Raw genomic sequence first — 17,582 nt, 5'->3', positions numbered from 1 at the left:
AGGTGTGGGAATTAACCCAGGTTGTGGCCCTGATCCTGGATGATTGCATCGTCCAGGGCTTCCAGCAGTGCGCGACGCACTTTCAACTTGGTGTGCTTGTGGGCGTTCATGTTGATCTTCTTCAACTGACGCGCCGCTTCCAACGCTGCAGCGTGCAACTCTTCCGGCGCCACCACCTTATCCAGGAAGCCGGCTTGCAAAGCGCCTTGCGGATCAAACATTTCGGCATTGATCACCGACCGATGAAATGCCGACTTGCGCAGACGATCCCGCGCCAGCTCGATACCAGCGTGATGCATGGTCATGCCGATTGCCACTTCATTCAGACCAATGCTGAACGGGCCTTCCACGCCAATGCGATAATCCGCCGACAACAATAAAAACGCGCCCTTGGCCACCGCATGCCCAGGGCACGCCACGATCACCGGGAACGGATGCGCCAACAAACGCCGCGCCAGGGTCGAGCCCGACGTCACCAGGCTGATCGCTTCTTTAGGGCCGGCGGTCATCACCTTCAAATCATAGCCACCCGACAAAATTCCCGGCGTACCCGTGATGATCACCACTGCCCGATCTTTCTCGGCCTGATCCAGCGCAGCGTTGAATTCGCTCACCACCGCCGGAGAAATGGCATTGACCTTGCCGTTGCTCAAGGTCAGGGTCGCGATACCGTCTTCGAAATGGTAGGCAATCAACTCACTCATGACGCGGTTCCTTGTAGGGCTTGTTATAGAGAGAATGCAGCAGACGTTACCCACCGCGCCCGCCTGGGTAAAGCGCCGTGACTGACTACCCGGTCAGGCTTTTCCTCAATCCCCAAGGGTAGACGCCCCGCGGCACAGCGCAGCAGTCCCGCAAAACCGGTGCCGGGCCTGCCCAAGAATGGCAGAAACACCGCCCGTTATCAGGCGCGCCACGGCATAACCGTCTAACCGCATGAAAATTCTGAAAAAAACCTTTGCCATCAGAAAGGCTTTCGACTACATTAGCGCGCCTCGACAGACTGAACTGGTTTGCCGAGATACGGTGAAGTGTCCGAGTGGCTTAAGGAGCACGCCTGGAAAGTGTGTATACAAGAAATTGTATCGAGAGTTCGAATCTCTCCTTCACCGCCAAATTCGATGTAAACAAAACCCCTGGTTTCGAGAGAAACCAGGGGTTTTGTGATTTCTGGGGTTTGAAAGTCCAGCTTTATCAGGTCATGCGCTTGGCATATCCATTCGCCTTCCTATGACGTCCAGCAAATCGCAGCCGTCGCGCAAAGGGATTTAACAAAGCAACGCAAAATCACTGAGTACAACCGCATCACTACTGATCTCACTGCGTAGTGCGAGGTTCTCAAGGACTTGTGCAACGGCACGAAGTCGATAGGTCGCAGCATCGAGAAGTATTTCCAGTGGCACGGTGGTGTCGACAAAAAGGGCAGGTGTGGCGCTGTCGTTGCTGGTGAGGGCCATGTATTGATTCATGAGTGATTCCACAAGACAAATATAAATACAACGAGGCCTTTTCACGCTAAGCCGTCAAAAAACGTCAGTTGCTCGAAAATAACGTCGTCTACGTTCCGCCTTGTCATCGAGTCGCCAAACCCGGTCGCTATGTGAGCGACCTAAAGACTATAGGTGTGGCGATTTTAAAAAGGCAGCCTGTCGCTTCTGAATGGGGCGTAGGATGTTGCCCAAAGCCACCAGCACCCGCCCTCAATGCCTATGCCGATGATGCACATCCGGAAAATGCGCATGGCTATGCCTCATCACACCATGAACATGCACATGACTATGGGCCTCCTTCGGATCCCACTCAAACCCATGCTCATGCTGATGATGCTCATCATGCACATGCCGATGCCCATGTTCCGTGGCTTCATGCAGATGCTCATGGGCATGCCGTTCCGTCAGGTGCAGCCACATACCCACGGCCATCAGCGCCGAGGCAATCCAGAACGCCAGGGTCACCGACTCTCCAAACACCAGCAAGGCCACTGCGGCACCGAGGAAGGGCGCCGTCGAGAAGTAGGCGCCGGTGCGCGCACTGCCCAGCCCGCGTAGCGCCAGCACGAACATTACCAGGCTGATGCCATAGCCGAGGAACCCAACCAGCAGGATAGGCGCCAGTTGCGCCACGCCGGGAATCTGCGCCCCGAGGTAAAGCGCGAGGCTGCAATTTACCAGCCCTGCAATCAAGCCCTTGGCTGCAGCGATAAACACCGCGTCAGATGCAGAGACCTTGCGCGTCAGGTTGTTATCGATCCCCCAGCACAAACACGCCAGCGCAACGGCCAGCGGCCCGGTCCAGTCCTGGCTGGCGCCGCCAGCGCCGGTCCATGACAACGCCACGCCGCCCAGTACAATAGTGAGCATGCCAAGGATGATGCGGCGGTCTGCGTTTTCTCGGAATACGACCCAGGCGATCACGGCGGTCAGCACCGATTCAAGGTTGAGCATCAGCGAGGCGGTGGCGCTGGCGGTACGTGTCAGGCCGAACATAAGGGCGACAGGGCCGAGGATGCCGCCGAAGGCGATGGCGCCAAGTAGCCAGGGCCATTCCGACGGGGTGAGTCCGGTGGGTGCCCAACCGCGATCGCGGATCAGGCGTGCGCCGGCAAGGCCTATGCCGCTGCCGAGGTAAAGCAGGCCAGCAAGTAGTATGGGTGAGAGGCCCAGGCCGAGGCTTTTGGCGAGCGGGGTGCTGGCGCCGAACAGCGCGGCGGCTACGAGGGCGTAAACGATACTGAGGTTCATGGGCCATCCTCGGGAAGTCCGGCCCATGATACGTCGCTTGCCGGGCTCGGCGCCCTGGCTATTTCGTGCTTTATTGCGCGGTTTTCAGCTTGATCACATCACCAGAAATCTTGGTGGTGTAGCCGTTCAGTACCCAGGCCCAGAACCACTTTTCCTGCACTTGGGTGTTGATCAGCGCGTCGCCGCCCTTGGCCTTGATGGCGGCATTCTGAGCGCGTACGAAACGGTTGTTCTGGCCGATTGGGATAACGCCCAGCAGCATGATGCCGGTGGCGCTGGCTTCGCTGTGGCCGAGGACGGTGTATTGGCTGGCGTCGTATTGCGGGGTTTTCATGGCGGTGCCGGTGCAACCTGCCAGGGTGAAACCGAGAACGGCTGCTGCAACTACTTTACTGACGTATTTCACTTGTAACTCCATGGACTCAATCTCGAGACTCAATTCTCGAGGGGCGACACTCTAAGCGCTGAGCAGGCAGATTGAAATCAATCGGCCAAGGTTTCATGTGTAGGTGGCGGCTGTCAGGCCGCCATCGGGAGCAAGCTCCCTCCAACATTTGCCCGCATTGGGTCAGAGATGCAGCGATGCCAGGCTGCCCAGCACCACAGCCACTGCGCCTGCCGTGTACGACATGCGTTTGAGCCACTCCTTACGCGTGAGCAAGGTAATCGCCGCCAACGAAATCGCGATCTGAATTGCTGTCATTGCCTGGGCCCAGCGATGGTGCTGGTGCAGTGCCTGCTCGGATTTCTGATCCCATTCCCGTGACGTGGCCTCCAGCTTCTCGGCTTGCCTGCGCACGTCTTCCTTCTGGTGTTTGTAGCGCTCTATCTCATCCGTGTAGTGCGCCGCATCTACGCCGGGAATATGGGTGGCTAGTTCTGCCAGGTTCTGGCGGCTGGATTTGGCCTGGTAGTAATTCCATTGGTTGGCAGCTTCGGTCTTGATGATGGCGGCGTTGTTCTTGTCCATCGCAGCTGTGCTTTCGCTGGAGCCGGCCTGGTAGCTGAGCATGGCGCCGACGGTAGCCATGATGGCGGTCATCACGGCAATGCGGCTGGCGAAGGTGTCGCCGCGACCGTGGGCATGTTCGGTAGTGTGTTCGAGGTGTTTTTCGTGAGGGCTGGGAACTTCGAAGGCTTCGGACATGGCGGCGTCTGCGAACGGATTGAGGAGGGCTGATTCTTCACCAGCGCAGCTGTCTCAAGCCTGTACGTAACGCCGGATAACCCGCCCGTACACCGCCAGGTTAACCAACACCACCACGGCTCCCAGCGCCAGCTGAATATTCGCGGTCAGGCCGGCGGGGTAGATCAGCGTCAGGATGTAGTGCTCGATAAACCCGTCGCCATAACCGTCCTGCCCGGCCAGGTGGCGCAACAGGTTTTCCCAACGGGTGAGCGGGCAGGGCAGGTGCAGCACCTCCACAGCGATGCCCCAGGCAACGGCGGGCAAATGCAGGCACATCACTCGGGGCCATTTCAGGGTGAGCAGGCCGCCGAACAGCACGAACAGGATAAAGGTCAGGTGAAACAGCACGAGGCCGTCGGCGGCTAAACGATAGAGCATGCTTGAGCTCGATTTGAGGTTAAAGGGCGCGCGAATCTTGCAGGATCATGTTTATATCTCCAGTTGACTGGCATTGATACCGAACGCCTTGGCAATTTTTTCCCGCGTGGTCCGTCGAGGTTTATTGACCGCCTCTTGCTGGGCAAAGGCAGGTTGTGAAATACCCAGGCGCCTGGCGACTTCTTCCTGGGTCAGGTTCAGATGTTCGCGCCAAGCCCGGATAGGTGTCGCGCCATCCACCAGGCGGCTGACTACCGCGTGGGGGATCAGGTTTTGATCGTTTTGCTGCGCTACATAGTGTTCATAGGGAATCACCACGAAGGCGGGCTTGCCCTGCGTATTGTGGATGATCTGTACGGCAGTAGGTTCGCTCGTCACGTTTTTTAACCTCTTGGATGCTGACCACCTGGATGCTGCCATCCCAGTCGAAGAGGACGCGGTAATTACCTACCCGCAACCTATAGCTGTGAGGATGGTTTACCAGCGCCTTGACGTTGACTGCATCGGGCATTCGCTCAAGAGCGGACACGGCATCGCGGACCTGTTGCTGATGGTACGAATGTAGCCGAAGCAATTGTTTGACGGATTTTCGCGTCCAGTGGATTGAATTCATCGGAGATTAATAAGTCTTTTATAAGGTTTGCAAGGTGTATTTTCCTGCGCGAGTCAATGGTTGATCGCTCTGCCTTGATAAACCCTAGACAGCCGCTGTGGGTGTCGGCTGGTGAAACTGTTGCGTGGTATGAATTGGTCATCGTGGGCAACGAAGGTTGCTTGCAGGCAACGAGGGCCGCTATTGTGCTGAATCCTTTTAGTCTTACCCCAGGGTTTTGTTGTGATGAATGCACCGCGTACAGCAGTCGGTCCAATCAAGGCCGTAATTTTCGATATGGACGGGTTGTTGCTGGATACCGAAGGCATCTACACCGAAGTCACGCAGATCATTGCCGAGCGCTACGGCCGTACCTATGACTGGGGGATCAAGCAGCACATCATTGGGCGGGGTGCCCAAGACTTGGCCGATTACGTGGTCAAGGCGCTGGACTTGCCGATCACACCCGCCGAGTTCCTGGAGATCCGCGAGCCGCTGATGAGCGAGCGCTTTCCAAAGGCCCTGGGTATGCCAGGCGCCGAGGCGTTGGTGCGGCATTTGAAGGCGCACAATATTCCGATTGCGGTGGGCACCAGTTCATCGCGCAACTCGTTTGGCCACAAGACCACCCTGCACCGCGAATGGTTTGGCCTGTTCGACACCATCGTTACGGCGGACGACCCGGAGGTCGGCGCTGCCAAGCCTGCGCCGGATATCTTCCTGACCGCCGCGCGCCGTCTGGGTGTGGCGCCGCAGGATTGCCTGGTGTTCGAAGACTCGCCGTTCGGCGTGACCGCGGCGAAGGCTGCCCATATGACTGCCATTGCAGTGCCCGATGAGGCGATGGTGGACAGCAAGTACCAGCATGCTGACCAGATCATCCGCAAGCTCGCGGATTTCGATTTGGCGGCCTATGGCTTGCCACCCATGGCCTGATTCAACACAGGGCAAAATGTGGGAGGGGGCTTGCCCTAATGCCAGTCAGTTAAGCGTACATTGCCCTCTGTAGGAGCGAGCTTGCTCGCGAAAAACGTCAACGATAAAGCGGGCTTCCTGAATGAACGCGGTGCCTGTGAGTTTTTCGCGAGCAAGCTCGCTCCTACAAAGCCTTAACTGACTGGCATTAGGACTTGCCCCCTCCCACATTAGGTTATGCGCTGAAACCACCATCGATGGTCAGGCTGGCGCCCGTGATATACCCGGCTTCCGGCCCTGCCAGATACGCCACAAAGCTGGCAATCTCCTCCACGTGTCCATACCTGCCCACCGCCATCAACCCGATCAAGCTTTCGGCAAACTCACTGTTCGCCGGGTTCATATCGGTATCCACCGGCCCGGGCTGCACGTTGTTGATGGTGATACCCCGTGGCCCCAGATCCCGCGCCAAACCCTTGGTCAACCCTACCAGCGCAGCCTTGCTCATGGCATAAGGCCCGCCACCGCAAAATGGCATGCGCTCGGCATTGGTGCTGCCGATATTGATCACCCGACCCCCTTCGCCCATATGCCTGGCGGCTTCCTGGGTGGCAATAAATACGCTACGCACGTTGATTGCCAGGGTCTGGTCGAAGTCTTCCAGCTTGAAATCTTCCAGTGGGGCGATGGCAAGCACGCCGGCGTTATTCACCAGGATATCCAGGCGCCCGAACGCTTCGACAGTGGCATTGACCGCATTGCGAATTGCCGTGGCATCAGCGCTGTCGGCTTGAATCGCCAGGGCTTTGCCGCCATCGCTGATCACGTCGTTCTGCAACGCTTCGGCCTTGGAGGCCGAGCTGACGTAGGTAAAGGCAACCGCTGCACCCTGCGCGGCGAGGCGCTTGACGATGGCGGCGCCGATGCCGCGGGAACCGCCTTGAATCAAGGCGACTTTGCCGATCAGATTTTGTGTGGTCATGTCGATCTCCGAGTAGTTGATGGACCGAGTATCGACCTCACCCACCCAAGCCGGTAGACCGCGATTGCTATAGTCTGTGTAAACCAAAAGTTTAGAGTGGGGAGATATGGAGAGCTTTGGCAGTATCGAATGCTTTGTGCGCAGCGCCGAGGGTGGCAGTTTTGCCGAGGCCGCCCGGCACCTGAGCCTGACCCCGGCAGCAGTGGGTAAAAGCGTTGCCAAACTGGAAGCACGCCTGGGTGTGCGGCTGTTCCAACGCAGTACCCGACGCCTCGCCCTGACCGAAGCCGGCAAGCTGTTCCTTGACGAGGTCAGCTCCAGCCTCACCACCATCCAGAATGCCGTAGCCAACCTGGCCAGTGCCGAAGGGCGGCCGGTGGGCACGCTCAAGGTCAGTATGGGCACAGTGGTCGGCTGCTTGTATATCGTGCCGCTGCTGGGTGAATTCCTGAAACGTTATCCCGATATCATTCCAGACTGGCATTTCGACAATCGCCAGGTCGACCTGATTGGCCAGGGCTTCGACGCGGCCATTGGCGGCGGCTTCGAGCTGCCCCAGGGCGTGGTGGCACGCAAGCTGGCGCCGGCTCATCGGGTGTTGGTGGCATCCCCTGCCTACCTGGCGGCACGCCCGGCGCTGTTACAGCCCGAGGATCTGGAGCGTTGCGACGGCATTCTGATTCGCTCACCGCAAACCGGGCGTGTGCGTTCCTGGCAACTGACTCATCGCAATGGCGAGCACGGTCCGCTGAACCTCAAGCCGCGCATGACCATGAGCGACTCCCAAGCCGCCTGCATCGCTGCCGACCAGGGGCTGGGCATCGCGCTGGTGAGCATGCCGTTTGCTGTGCCCTGGCTGGCGAGCGGCAAGTTGTTGCGGGTATTGCCGGATTGGTATGTGAACGACGGCAATATTTGCATCTACTACGCCGAACATAAACTGCTGCCAGGCAAGACTCGGGCGTTCGTGGATTTCATCATCGAGCAGTTTGCCGAGCAGCAGTTAGGCCAAAGATTCAGTGCCATCTAACACCTTGTAGTGATCAAAATGTGGGAGGGGGCTTGCTCCCGATTGTGGTGGGTCAGCTATAGATAAGCTGGCTGATACACCGCTATCGGGAGCAAGCCCCCTCCCACATTTGATCTTCAGTGGCCGAACTTGCCGGGCCAACCAATGATCTTCTTGGGTCTTGGCTGCGCATACGTCCTGACTTTGGATGTCGACAACCTCAACCTCACCAACGACTCGGCGACCATCACCGCCGCTGTCACCCCATCCACCACCGGCACCCCAGTGCGCTGGCGAATCTGCTCGTCCAGTCCGGCCATGCCCCCACATCCCAGGCAGATCACCTCGGCCTTATCGTCGCGAATCGCCAGTTCCGCCTGGTGCACAATGGCCTCCATGGCAGCCAGCGGGTCCTCTTCCAGCTCCAGCACCGCCATGCCGCTGGCGCGCACCGACGCACAACGCTGGTACAGGCCGGCGAGTTTCAGCCGGTCTTCAATCAGTGGCACAGTACGGTCCAGGGTGGTCACCACCGAGTAGGCATGCCCCAGAAACATCGCGGTGCTGGCGGCCGCTTCGGTAATATCCACCACCGGCACATTCAACAATTCCTGCAAACCTTCCCGACCATGTTCGCCATAGCCGGCCTGGATCACCGCATCGAACGGCTGATCGTAGGCCATCACCCGGTCCATCACGGCGATGGCCGCCAGGTAGCTTTCAAAATTACCCTCCACCGATTCGGCGCCGAAGTAGGGGGTGAGCCCGACAATCTCGGTGCCCGGTGACGCCACGGCACGTGCTTGCTGGGCAATGGTCTCGGTGATGGATTCGGTGGTGTTGACGTTGACCACGAGGATACGCATGGAAAGTCCTTGTTTAATGACTGACGTTATCGACGGCAATGCTTTCGCCGCTGACATCGGCGTAGAACGGCTGACGCTTGGCGATCAGCAGGTACAGCAACCCGGCGATGCCTGCGCCAAACAACCAGGAAAACGGTGAGACACTGGCAAACCCCGGCAATAGCGCCAGCAGGATGGCGATCACCGCAGCAGGAATGAACGCAGCCACCGCACGCATATTTATTCCACGGCTGTAGTAATAAATGCCTTGGGGGTCTTCGCTGTACAGCTGCGGCACATCCACCTGGCTTTTACGGATCAACCAGTAATCGACCATGATCACCCCGTACAACGGCCCCAGCAGTGCGCCCAGGCCAGAGAGGAAGTACACAATCACCAACGGGCTGTTGTAGAGGTTCCACGGCAGGATCAGCACGGCAACGAAGGCACTGATCAACCCGGCGCGGCGGAAATTCAGGTACTTGGGCGCCAGGTTGCTCAGCACAAAGGCCGGGGCGACGAAGTTGGCCATGATGTTCACCGCCACGGTGACGATCAGGAAGGCCAGGCAACCGAGTACCAGGAAGAAGGTGTTGGGGATCGCCGCAATGATCTCGGTGGGGCTTTCGATCACCCGGCCATTGAGTTGAAACTGCCCGCCGCACAGCAGCACGGTAATGGCGGCAAACACCAGGATATTCACCGGCAGGCCCCAGAAGTTGCCGACCTTGATGGTCTTTCGGCACGGAGAAGAGCGGGCGAAATCGCAGAAGTTGAGGATCAAGGTGCCATAGATCGCCAGCCACAAGGCGCCGCCAGCAAAGATATTGCGCCACATCTCGCCGCCGCTCAGTGGTTCGCGGATCGACCAGGCAATCACGCCGCCCGCCTGGAAGTACATCCAGCCGGCCAACGCAGCCACGGTCAGCAGAATTACCGGTCCGGCAAACCCTTCATAACGGCGCACCATCTCCATGCCATAGGCGAGGATCACCAACTGCACCAACCATATCGCCACAAAGCACGCCCAGCCCAGGGTCGACAAGCCGAGGATCGAGTTGTGGTCATAATCGGCAAAGCCCGGATGAATCGCCGTCAGTAACACGCGGAAAACCACCGATGCCAGGTAGGTCTGGATGCCGAACCAGGCGATCGCAATGACTGCACGGATCAAGGCTGGAATCTGCGCGCCGTGGATACCGAAACTGATGCGGCTGATCACCGGAAACGGCACGCCGGTTTTCTGCCCCATGTACCCAGACAAGTTCATGAAAAAGTAAACCAGTGCCGCGCCGATCCCCAGGGACAGCAATATCTGCCAGCCGCCCAAGCCCAACGCATATAAGCCGATGGCAAATGAATAGTTGGCGATGTTGTGCACGTCGTTGGTCCACAACGCAAAGATGCTGTAGCGCCCCCAGCGGCGGCCTTCAACCTTGGTGGGGGCCAGGTCCTTGTTGTGCAGGCGTGCGCTGAGTACCAGCGGGCCGGGGCTTGCAGCTGCGGGATTCAAGGTGGAGGAGGGCAGATCCAGTGCGATGTTGCTCGAGAGACTTGTACGCATTCCGGCAGGCTCCAGCACATCTGCAGCATAGCGGCGGATGGCAAAGTGTATGTAGGTTTTGTATTGATTGTATACAAAGCGTGCATTTCACTAAGCCACATGCGTGCCAGTTTTCGTTATATGAAAAACGTGGGTAATTTCGTTTTAATAGTACTCTTCAATAAACTACTGAATTAAAAGCAATATAAATTGACCGTTTGAACAGGTATTTATTTTTTATTGGGAATGAGGTGATTTGGGTGCGTGGGAACTAGCAGAGATGGATGTTACGTTTTGGTGCGCCAGAATATGAGTTGCACACAAAAATGGCACCGATGGTTACAAGGTTGTGTACATTTTATGCTGCGCACAAAACAAAATGTGGGAGAGAGCAAGCCCCCTCCCACATTTTTACCACACCAGTTTGCCAGGCTCATGCCTTGGTGATGATATTCCCCGCATGCAGCCCGCATTCTTTCTGTGTGGCTTCTTCCCACCACCAGCGGCCTTCGCGCTCATGCTGGTTGGGCAATACTGGCCGGGTGCAGGGCTCGCAGCCGATGCTGATAAACCCGCGCTCATGCAGGCTGTTGTAAGGCAGTTCCAGCATGCGGATATAACCCCAGACCTCTTCACTGGTCATCTGCGCCAGCGGGTTGAACTTGTACAAGGTACGTTCCGGGGTAGAGAACGCCGTATCGATTTCCAGCGCCGCCACCTGGCTACGGGTGCCGGGGCTCTGGTCGCGGCGCTGGCCGGTGGCCCAGGCACTTACACCTGCAAGCTTGCGGCGCAGCGGTTCGATCTTGCGGATGCCACAGCATTCGCCATGGCCGTCCTTATAGAAACTGAACAAGCCCTTTTCCTTGACGAAGGGTTCCAGTTTGCTCTGGTCCGGCGAGATCAGTTCGATGTCGATCTTGTAGAACTCACGCACCTGCTCGATAAACCGGTAGGTCTCCGGGTGCAGGCGGCCGGTGTCGAGGCTGAACACCTTGACGTTCTTGTTCAGCTTCCAGGCCATGTCCACCAGCACCACATCCTCGGCACCGCTGAAGGAAATCCATAGGTCATCGCCGAACTGGCTGAACGCCAGCTTGAGAATGTCCTGGGCAGACTTGTTGGCATAAGTCGTGGCGAGTTCAACGACGTCGAAGGCTTGGTTCATCAGGACGGTTCCTACAGGTCAGTGGCGCTGAGCGCTCTATAGGGGGGCGATGGTATCAAATCTGTCCCGCGTTGCGGCGGCGTGCGTGAGTCGCTAGAGTTCGGCAGTCCTTTTGCCCGCTCAACTAATAAATTCAATGGGAGTGTCTTGTGGAAATTGCCTGTCTTGACCTGGAAGGGGTACTGGTTCCGGAAATCTGGATCGCCTTTGCCGAAAAAACCGGTATTGAATCCCTGCGTGCGACCACCCGCGACATTCCCGACTACGACGTGCTGATGCAGCAGCGCCTGCGTATCCTCGACGAGCACGGGCTCAAGCTGGCCGATATCCAGGCAGTGATCGCCACTCTCAAGCCTTTGGACGGTGCCGTCGAATTCGTCAACTGGCTGCGCGAGCGTTTCCAGGTGGTGATCCTGTCCGACACCTTCTACGAATTTTCCCAGCCACTGATGCGCCAGCTGGGCTTCCCGACCTTGCTCTGCCATCGCCTGATCACCGATGAACACGACCGGGTGGTAAGCTATCAACTGCGTCAGAAAGACCCCAAGCGCCAATCGGTATTGGCGTTCAAGTCGCTTTACTACCGCGTGATCGCGGCCGGTGATTCCTACAACGACACCACCATGCTGGGCGAAGCTGATCGTGGGATCCTGTTCCATGCGCCGCAGAATGTGATGGATGAGTTTCCCCATTTCCCGGCGGTGCACACGTTTGAGGATTTGAAGCGGGAGTTCATCAAGGCGTCGAATCGGCAGTTGAGCCTGTAAGTTATCCAGCGAGGCGGAGGGCCCCATCGCGGGCAGTCACCGGCTACAGCCCTGCCAGCAACCGCTCATAAGGAATACTCAAGCCTTCATGCAGGCGCTTGATCATCGACAGGCTCAGCTTGCGCTTGTGGTTCAACACCTCGGATACCCGTCCGCTGGTGCCGATAAATGGCTCCAGGTCGCGGGCGGTCATGCCCAACTGCTCCATGCGAAACTTGATAGCTTCCACCGGATCCGAAGGGGGCATTGGATAATGCTCGGCTTCGTACTTCTCGATAAGAATTGCCAGGATTTCCAGCTCGTCACCTTCAGGCGAGCCGGGTGGTGCTCCCCATATCTGCTCGACCCGTGCGAGTGCAGCTGTCAGATCGTCCTGGGAGTGAATAGGTTTGATGTTCATCACGCAATCTCCGCGTTGATCTGGTCGTACTGAGCGTGGGTTCCCACAAAACGTATGAACCCTAGCTGTCGCTGATAGTCGATCGCCATGATCACTCGGTATTTGTTGCCACCGACGTTGAACACGACCCTGCCGCCTTTGAGAATGCTCGCTGTTCTAAGCTCTGCCTTGAGTGCTTGCGGCGTTGGATAGGTGGCTTTCTCCATGTGACGATACAACTCGACCAGCGGTATTTTGGCGTCGCTATAAGCTGAGTGGCTTTCCCAAAATATTCGTAGGGTAGAGAGAGCGATTATCCGCATCGCCTTAACCTCCCAGTTTGGGAGATCATAGGCGTGAGTGCTTGAATAGGCAATCTCGGAAATATTTTCAGACGAGGGGGCAGTCGCTTCATGTGGTCCTTCACAGATGGCGGGTGGACGGTGGATCCTGACGCTATCTGCAAGCGCCTATCCCGTCCACAGCGGTTCTGATTCAGGCTTTTTCTACTGGCCGCTCCTGCAAGCGAACCCCGGAAAGGGCTGTGCTCTACAAACTTTCCAAAGTCTGTAACAACACCCGCACCTTGGTCAGCGACTCCTGATACTCCGCCTGCCACTCTGAATCAGCCACAATCCCGCCGCCGCCCCAGCAGCACACTTGCCCATCCTTGACCAGCAAGCTGCGGATGGCGATGGAGCTGTCCATCTCGCCGCGCACGTCCAGGTACACCAACGAGCCGCAGTACAGCCCGCGGCGGGTTGGCTCTAGCTCGTCGATGATCTGCATCGCGCGAATCTTCGGCGCGCCGGTAATGGAGCCGCCGGGGAAGCTGCCGGCGATGAGGTCCAGGGCATCTTTGTCGTCGGCCAATATGCCGGTGACGCTGCTCACCAGGTGGTGCACGTTGGGGTAGCTTTCCAGGCTGAACAACTCCGGCACTTTTACCGAACCGATACGGCAACTGCGGCCGAGATCATTGCGCAGCAGGTCGACGATCATCAGGTTTTCTGCGCGGTCCTTGGGGCTGGCCAGCAGTTCGGCGGCGTGGTCGGCATCCTCTGCGAGCGTTACACCGCGAGGGCGGGTGCCCTTGATCGGGCGAGTTTCGACCTGGCGGTCACTGATGCGTACAAAACGCTCCGGCGACAGGCTCAGTACCGCACCGTCATCGGGCAAGCTCTGGAACCCGGAAAACGGCGTGGGGCAGGCTTCGCGCAGGACGCAATAGGCTACCCAGGGATCCCCCATACAGGGGGCGCGAAAGCGCTGGGCGAAGTTGACCTGATAGCAGTCGCCGGCCTGGATGTAATCCTGGATACGCACGATGGCTTGGCGGTAGGTCTCTGCGGTGAGGTCGGGCGCCATCGGGCCCTGGAGTTTGAACGTCGCAGAGGTGTCGACAGCCCCCTGGCTGAACAGCGCGATCAACCGTTGTCGTTCGCTATCGGCCAGCGTGGGATGAAACACCAGTTGGCTGCTTTGGACCTGGTGGTCGCTGATCAGCGCCCAGGCGTACAGCCCGAAGCGCGCGTCCGGCAGGTGCAGGTCATCCATCGCCAGGTGCGGCATGTCCTCAAGGTGCCGGCCGAAGTCGTAGCTCAGGTAGCCTATCAAGCCTCCGGCGAACGGCAACTGTAAATCGGCGGGGATTGCGGCTTCACCCAATCGCGTGAGGTTTTCCCGCAAGCGTTGCAGGAAATCATTGCCGCTTTCGTCCGGCCCTACCGTCAAGGTCGCTTCGGGCCAGGCGCTGAGCAGGTCATAACGGCCGCGATCAGCCGTGGGGCGGCCGCTGTCGAGCAGCACCGCGCCAGGGGCATGGCGAATCGCCGCAAAATACTCGGCGGGGTTGGCCCGGTAGGGCAATGGGTGTACGGAGCAGGTCAACATGCGGGGTGGATCAGCTAATGGCGCGGGGGATGGAGATTGTAGTCCCCTGTAGGATTTGCTCCTAGAGGGGATGTCGGGGATAGACAGTTTGAAGACCGGATCAGCCTTCCACGGGCGGTATATGCCCAAACATCTCCTGCACGAACTTCACCCGCTCTTGCGGGGTTTCCGTCACGCCGGCAGCTTTGAGTTCCTCCAGTCGCGCCTCCACCGCATGGGTGCGCAAGGTCAGCCCGCAGTCATTGGCGATCTGGATATTCAGCCCCGGCCGTGCATTCAATTCAAGGATCAGCGGGCCTTTTTCCTGGTCCAGCACCATGTCCACGCCGATATAGCCCAGCCCGCACAGCTCGTAGCAGCCAGCCGCAAGCTGCATGAAACCGTCCCAGTTGGGCAGTTGCACTCCATCCACGGCATTGGTGGTGTCAGGGTGCTTGGTAATGATGTTGTTCAGCCAGGTGCCGCGCAAGGTCAGGCCGGTAGCCAGGTCGACGCCCACGCCAATCGCACCCTGGTGCAGGTTGGCCTTGCCCCCGGACTGGCGGGTCGGCAAGCGCAGCATCGCCATCACCGGGTAGCCCATCAGCACGATGATGCGGATATCCGGCACGCCTTCGTAGCTGATGCTCTTGAAGATCTGATCGGGCACCACGCGGTACTCGATCAGCGCCCGGTCGCGGTGGCCACCCAGTGAATACAGGCCGGTGAGGATGCTGGAAATCTGGTGCTCGATCTCTTCATGGCTGATGATCTTGCCGGACACCGTGCGATAGCGTCCTTCAAACCGGTCGGCCACTACCAGGATGCCATCACCGCCCGCACCCTGGGCCGGCTTGATCACGAAGTCGCTGCGCCCGCCGATGATCTCGTCGAGCTTGTCGATTTCCTTCTCGGTGGAGATCACCCCGTACATTTCCGGCACATGAATGCCGGCCGCCAGCGCCCGCTCCTTGGTGATGATCTTGTCATCCACAATCGGGTACAGGCTGCGCTTGTTGTACTTGAGCACGTAGTCGGCGTTACGCCGGTTGATGCCCATGATCCCCCGCGCTTCGAGGGCCTTCCAGGTCTTCCAGAAGCCGAACATCAGGAGTCAGCCTTCAAGAACGCCTTGAAACGCACCAGCTCGGTGAGGCGGTAGCCGCGATAACGCCCCATGGCCAGCATGAAGCCCACCAGGATCAGCAGGATCGCCGGGAAGGTGAACACGAAGTAGATCAGCTCCGGCACGCTCATGATGATGTGCGCCAGGGACGCTGCGAACAGCGTGCCGATCGCCACCTTCAGCGCATGGTTGGCGCCACGCTCCTCCCAGGTGATCGACAGGCGTTCGATGGTCATGGTCAGGATCACCATCGGGAACAGCGCGACCGACAGGCCGCGTTCCAGCCCAAGTTTATGGCTGAACAGGCTGATGGCGGCAATCAGTACCACCACGAAGGTCAGCACCACCGACAGCCTCGGCAGCATCTGCAGTTTCAAATGCTCCAGGTACGACCTGAGGGACAGCCCCAGCGCCGTGATGATCGTGAACAGCACAATGCCGAAGCCCAACTGCGTCTCGCGGAATGCCAGGGCGATCAGCACCGGGGTGAAGGTGCCCAGGGTCTGCAGGCCGATCAGGTTGCGCAGGATCAGGATCACCAGCACGCCAATCGGGATCATCACCATGATCATGAAGGTCTGCTGGGTTTGCAGCGGCAGGCCATATAGGGAGTACTCGAGGAAATTGGCGTCGGTATTCTCGTCGGTCAGCTTGGCCAGGCGGATGGCATTCATCTCGCTGTTGTTCAGGCTGAAGGTCACCATGGCTTTCTTGCCGCCGTCGACCGTGATCAGGTTTTCATCACCAGTCCACCACAGCAGGCGGTCGGCCGGCAGGCCCTGTTCGCCGGTTTCCGGGTTGAAGTACAACCAGTCACTGCCATTGAAGCTGCGCAGCCACAGTTCCGGGGTTTGCGGCTGGTCGGCCACCAAGCGGATGGTGTGGACTTTCTCTACCGGCACATGGGCGATGGACAGCAGTAGTTCGACGATCTTGGCCTTGTGTGGCGTCGACGGGTCGCCGGCCAGCAGCAATTTCACATTGTCGTCGTTGAGGTTGTTGGTGCGCTTGATCGCTTCGCTGATAAAGGTCTCGACGTCGGCCGAGTGCTGGCGGATCGGCGCCAGCAAGGCTTCGGCAGCGATTTTTTCCGGGCCTTCCACAGCGATGCTGTCGCGAAAGGTCGGGCCCTTGATCTTGACCTTCTCGCCACTGTAGCGCTTGGTCAGCACCAGGCGGTAATACAGGGTCTGGTTGCCCTTGGCCCGGCGCGCCGACCAGGTGACCTTGCGGTTGCCGTCGATGCGATTGACGCTCACCCCGTAGTTGTTCGAGATAAAGCTTTCGTTGAGGCTGACGAAGTCGCGGCTCAGGGGCGGCACGAACATCTGGATCTTGACGGGGTCTTTCGGGTTGGCGACGAACTCGACCTTGGCGTCGATGTTCCACAAGTCGTCGGTGGCATCCTCGGTAACGGGGATGCCCAGCACGAAAATCTGATAGGCGGTGACCGAAATGCCCAGCACCACCAGCAAGGTGATCAGGATTTTCAGGTGCAGGGTCAAAGAGCGCATTCGGTTTACTCGGCGGTATGAGCGTCGGCGGCGCAGGCAGGTTTGCCTGCTGCGTATTTAAGACTGGGGTCGACCAGCGCATCAAAGCGTTTGAGCGCTTCGGAGCCGATCAGCAGCGGGTATTGGAAAGCGCTGCGGTCAGTCAAGTTCACTTCTATGCTGCGTAAAGCAGTGCCCATGCAGATGTCCAGGGCAATCACCGGACGGGCGGTGTAGTTCTTGTCCTCATCGGGGTCATAGTCACCGGCGCGGCGCTTGATCTTGCTGACGCGGGCCAGGGGGCGTTCGATGGGGTGGGAGTGGGCGGTGTCGATGGCCAGGTAGAAGCGCACCCAGGATTCGCCGTTGCGCTTGAATCGCTTGATGTCACGGGCACTCAGCGAGGCGGTCTTGGCGCCGGTGTCGAGCTTGGCCGCGACTTCCAGATCGATACCGTCCAGCTTGGCGTATTCATTGAGGCCATACACCGTCTTCTCGGCGGCGATGCCGAGGCTGGGTATAAACAGAAGGCAGAAAAACAGGGGGAAGGGCTTGAGTCTCATAAATCCTGAGGCGGTGCCGT

The 17,582-nt window shown here is 58.6% G+C and carries 19 protein-coding genes, 1 tRNA gene and 2 pseudogenes; 4 read left to right on the top strand and 18 right to left on the bottom strand.

Annotated features, from left to right (window positions below):
* Positions 1 to 11: 11 nt before the first annotated feature.
* Positions 12 to 704 carry a crotonase/enoyl-CoA hydratase family protein gene (locus tag QZR30_RS16745; RefSeq protein WP_046069113.1) on the bottom strand — a complete coding sequence of 231 codons (693 nt, stop codon included), beginning with the start codon at positions 702 to 704 and terminating at the stop codon, positions 12 to 14.
* 321 nt (positions 705 to 1,025) lie between these two features.
* Here QZR30_RS16745 and QZR30_RS16740 point away from each other — a divergent pair.
* Positions 1,026 to 1,115, top strand: a tRNA-Ser gene (locus QZR30_RS16740).
* A gap of 84 nt (positions 1,116 to 1,199) precedes the next feature.
* Here QZR30_RS16740 and QZR30_RS16735 read toward each other — a convergent pair.
* The 7 genes and pseudogenes from QZR30_RS16735 to QZR30_RS16705 form a co-directional block, all read right to left on the bottom strand.
* A pseudogene (locus QZR30_RS16735) lies at positions 1,200 to 1,469 on the bottom strand (short-chain dehydrogenase).
* Between the two features lie 231 nt (positions 1,470 to 1,700).
* Positions 1,701 to 2,741 carry a DMT family transporter gene (locus tag QZR30_RS16730; RefSeq protein ID WP_311903708.1) on the bottom strand — a complete coding sequence of 347 codons (1,041 nt, stop codon included), beginning with the start codon at positions 2,739 to 2,741 and terminating at the stop codon, positions 1,701 to 1,703.
* A 70-nt stretch (positions 2,742 to 2,811) separates the two neighbouring features.
* Positions 2,812 to 3,147, bottom strand: a complete 336-nt coding sequence (locus QZR30_RS16725) for a hypothetical protein (RefSeq protein ID WP_046071635.1) — start codon at positions 3,145 to 3,147, stop codon at positions 2,812 to 2,814.
* A 162-nt stretch (positions 3,148 to 3,309) separates the two neighbouring features.
* Positions 3,310 to 3,888, bottom strand: coding sequence for a DUF4337 domain-containing protein (locus QZR30_RS16720; RefSeq protein WP_046071636.1), 579 nt, complete (start codon positions 3,886 to 3,888; stop codon positions 3,310 to 3,312).
* Positions 3,889 to 3,942: 54 nt separating this feature from the next.
* Complete coding sequence (locus tag QZR30_RS16715) at positions 3,943 to 4,308, bottom strand: DUF2784 domain-containing protein (RefSeq protein WP_046071637.1); 366 nt, start codon at positions 4,306 to 4,308, stop codon at positions 3,943 to 3,945.
* A 51-nt stretch (positions 4,309 to 4,359) separates the two neighbouring features.
* On the bottom strand, positions 4,360 to 4,728 hold the full coding sequence (locus QZR30_RS16710; RefSeq protein ID WP_056845670.1) for a helix-turn-helix domain-containing protein: 369 nt from the start codon (positions 4,726 to 4,728) through the stop codon (positions 4,360 to 4,362).
* Positions 4,670 to 4,921: pseudogene (locus tag QZR30_RS16705) on the bottom strand (type II toxin-antitoxin system RelE family toxin); the annotation flags it as partial. The gene QZR30_RS16710 and the pseudogene QZR30_RS16705, both read right to left, overlap by 59 nt.
* Positions 4,922 to 5,146: 225 nt before the next feature.
* Here QZR30_RS16705 and QZR30_RS16700 point away from each other — a divergent pair.
* On the top strand, positions 5,147 to 5,836 hold the full coding sequence (locus tag QZR30_RS16700; protein WP_311903707.1) for an HAD-IA family hydrolase: 690 nt from the start codon (positions 5,147 to 5,149) through the stop codon (positions 5,834 to 5,836).
* A 214-nt stretch (positions 5,837 to 6,050) separates the two neighbouring features.
* On the opposite strand, the gene QZR30_RS16695 is transcribed toward QZR30_RS16700, so the two are convergent.
* Entirely contained in the window at positions 6,051 to 6,797 is a 747-nt protein-coding gene (locus QZR30_RS16695; protein ID WP_311903706.1) for a 3-oxoacyl-ACP reductase family protein, read from the bottom strand.
* A gap of 106 nt (positions 6,798 to 6,903) precedes the next feature.
* On the opposite strand from QZR30_RS16695, the gene QZR30_RS16690 reads away from it, so the two are divergent.
* On the top strand, positions 6,904 to 7,827 hold the full coding sequence (locus QZR30_RS16690) for a LysR family transcriptional regulator (RefSeq protein ID WP_311903705.1): 924 nt from the start codon (positions 6,904 to 6,906) through the stop codon (positions 7,825 to 7,827).
* Positions 7,828 to 7,943: 116 nt separating this feature from the next.
* On the opposite strand, the gene QZR30_RS16685 is transcribed toward QZR30_RS16690, so the two are convergent.
* From QZR30_RS16685 to QZR30_RS16675, 3 genes are all read right to left on the bottom strand, one after another.
* On the bottom strand, positions 7,944 to 8,672 hold the full coding sequence (locus tag QZR30_RS16685) for an aspartate/glutamate racemase family protein (protein ID WP_217883222.1): 729 nt from the start codon (positions 8,670 to 8,672) through the stop codon (positions 7,944 to 7,946).
* Between the two features lie 13 nt (positions 8,673 to 8,685).
* The gene (locus QZR30_RS16680; RefSeq protein ID WP_311903703.1) at positions 8,686 to 10,215 is read right to left on the bottom strand and encodes an NCS1 family nucleobase:cation symporter-1; all 1,530 of its coding nucleotides are present in this window, start codon (positions 10,213 to 10,215) and stop codon (positions 8,686 to 8,688) included.
* Between the two features lie 412 nt (positions 10,216 to 10,627).
* Positions 10,628 to 11,362: a phosphoadenylyl-sulfate reductase gene (locus tag QZR30_RS16675; RefSeq protein WP_046071643.1), complete on the bottom strand. Its 735-nt coding sequence runs from the start codon at positions 11,360 to 11,362 to the stop codon at positions 10,628 to 10,630.
* A gap of 149 nt (positions 11,363 to 11,511) precedes the next feature.
* Here QZR30_RS16675 and thrH point away from each other — a divergent pair, with 149 nt between their 5' ends.
* Complete coding sequence (gene thrH / locus QZR30_RS16670) at positions 11,512 to 12,129, top strand: bifunctional phosphoserine phosphatase/homoserine phosphotransferase ThrH (protein ID WP_046071644.1); 618 nt, start codon at positions 11,512 to 11,514, stop codon at positions 12,127 to 12,129.
* A 43-nt stretch (positions 12,130 to 12,172) separates the two neighbouring features.
* Here thrH and QZR30_RS16665 read toward each other — a convergent pair whose 3' ends face one another.
* The 6 genes from QZR30_RS16665 to rloA form a co-directional block, all read right to left on the bottom strand.
* On the bottom strand, positions 12,173 to 12,529 hold the full coding sequence (locus QZR30_RS16665) for a helix-turn-helix domain-containing protein (RefSeq protein ID WP_046071645.1): 357 nt from the start codon (positions 12,527 to 12,529) through the stop codon (positions 12,173 to 12,175).
* A complete protein-coding gene (locus QZR30_RS16660; protein WP_046071646.1) occupies positions 12,529 to 12,831 on the bottom strand; it encodes a type II toxin-antitoxin system HigB family toxin in 303 nt (100 codons plus the stop codon). The genes QZR30_RS16665 and QZR30_RS16660 overlap by 1 nt, the downstream gene beginning before the upstream one ends.
* A 226-nt stretch (positions 12,832 to 13,057) precedes the next feature.
* Positions 13,058 to 14,401 carry an aminodeoxychorismate synthase component I gene (gene pabB / locus QZR30_RS16655; protein ID WP_046071647.1) on the bottom strand — a complete coding sequence of 448 codons (1,344 nt, stop codon included), beginning with the start codon at positions 14,399 to 14,401 and terminating at the stop codon, positions 13,058 to 13,060.
* A gap of 100 nt (positions 14,402 to 14,501) precedes the next feature.
* The gene (locus QZR30_RS16650) at positions 14,502 to 15,488 is read right to left on the bottom strand and encodes an alpha-L-glutamate ligase-like protein (RefSeq protein ID WP_005790412.1); all 987 of its coding nucleotides are present in this window, start codon (positions 15,486 to 15,488) and stop codon (positions 14,502 to 14,504) included.
* On the bottom strand, positions 15,488 to 17,020 hold the full coding sequence (gene rloB / locus QZR30_RS16645) for an osmotic stress tolerance membrane protein RloB (protein WP_043047095.1): 1,533 nt from the start codon (positions 17,018 to 17,020) through the stop codon (positions 15,488 to 15,490). The genes QZR30_RS16650 and rloB overlap by 1 nt, the downstream gene beginning before the upstream one ends.
* 5 nt (positions 17,021 to 17,025) lie before the next feature.
* Positions 17,026 to 17,562, bottom strand: coding sequence for a retropepsin-like aspartic peptidase RloA (rloA, locus tag QZR30_RS16640; RefSeq protein ID WP_046071648.1), 537 nt, complete (start codon positions 17,560 to 17,562; stop codon positions 17,026 to 17,028).
* Positions 17,563 to 17,582 lie beyond the last annotated feature (20 nt).

The sequence above is a fragment of the Pseudomonas sp. rhizo25 genome (assembly GCF_031931935.1).
Classification (GTDB): domain Bacteria; phylum Pseudomonadota; class Gammaproteobacteria; order Pseudomonadales; family Pseudomonadaceae; genus Aquipseudomonas; species Aquipseudomonas synxantha.
The sequence above is the reverse complement of the archived record's forward strand: the minus strand, read 5'-3'. Positions and strand labels throughout refer to the sequence as shown.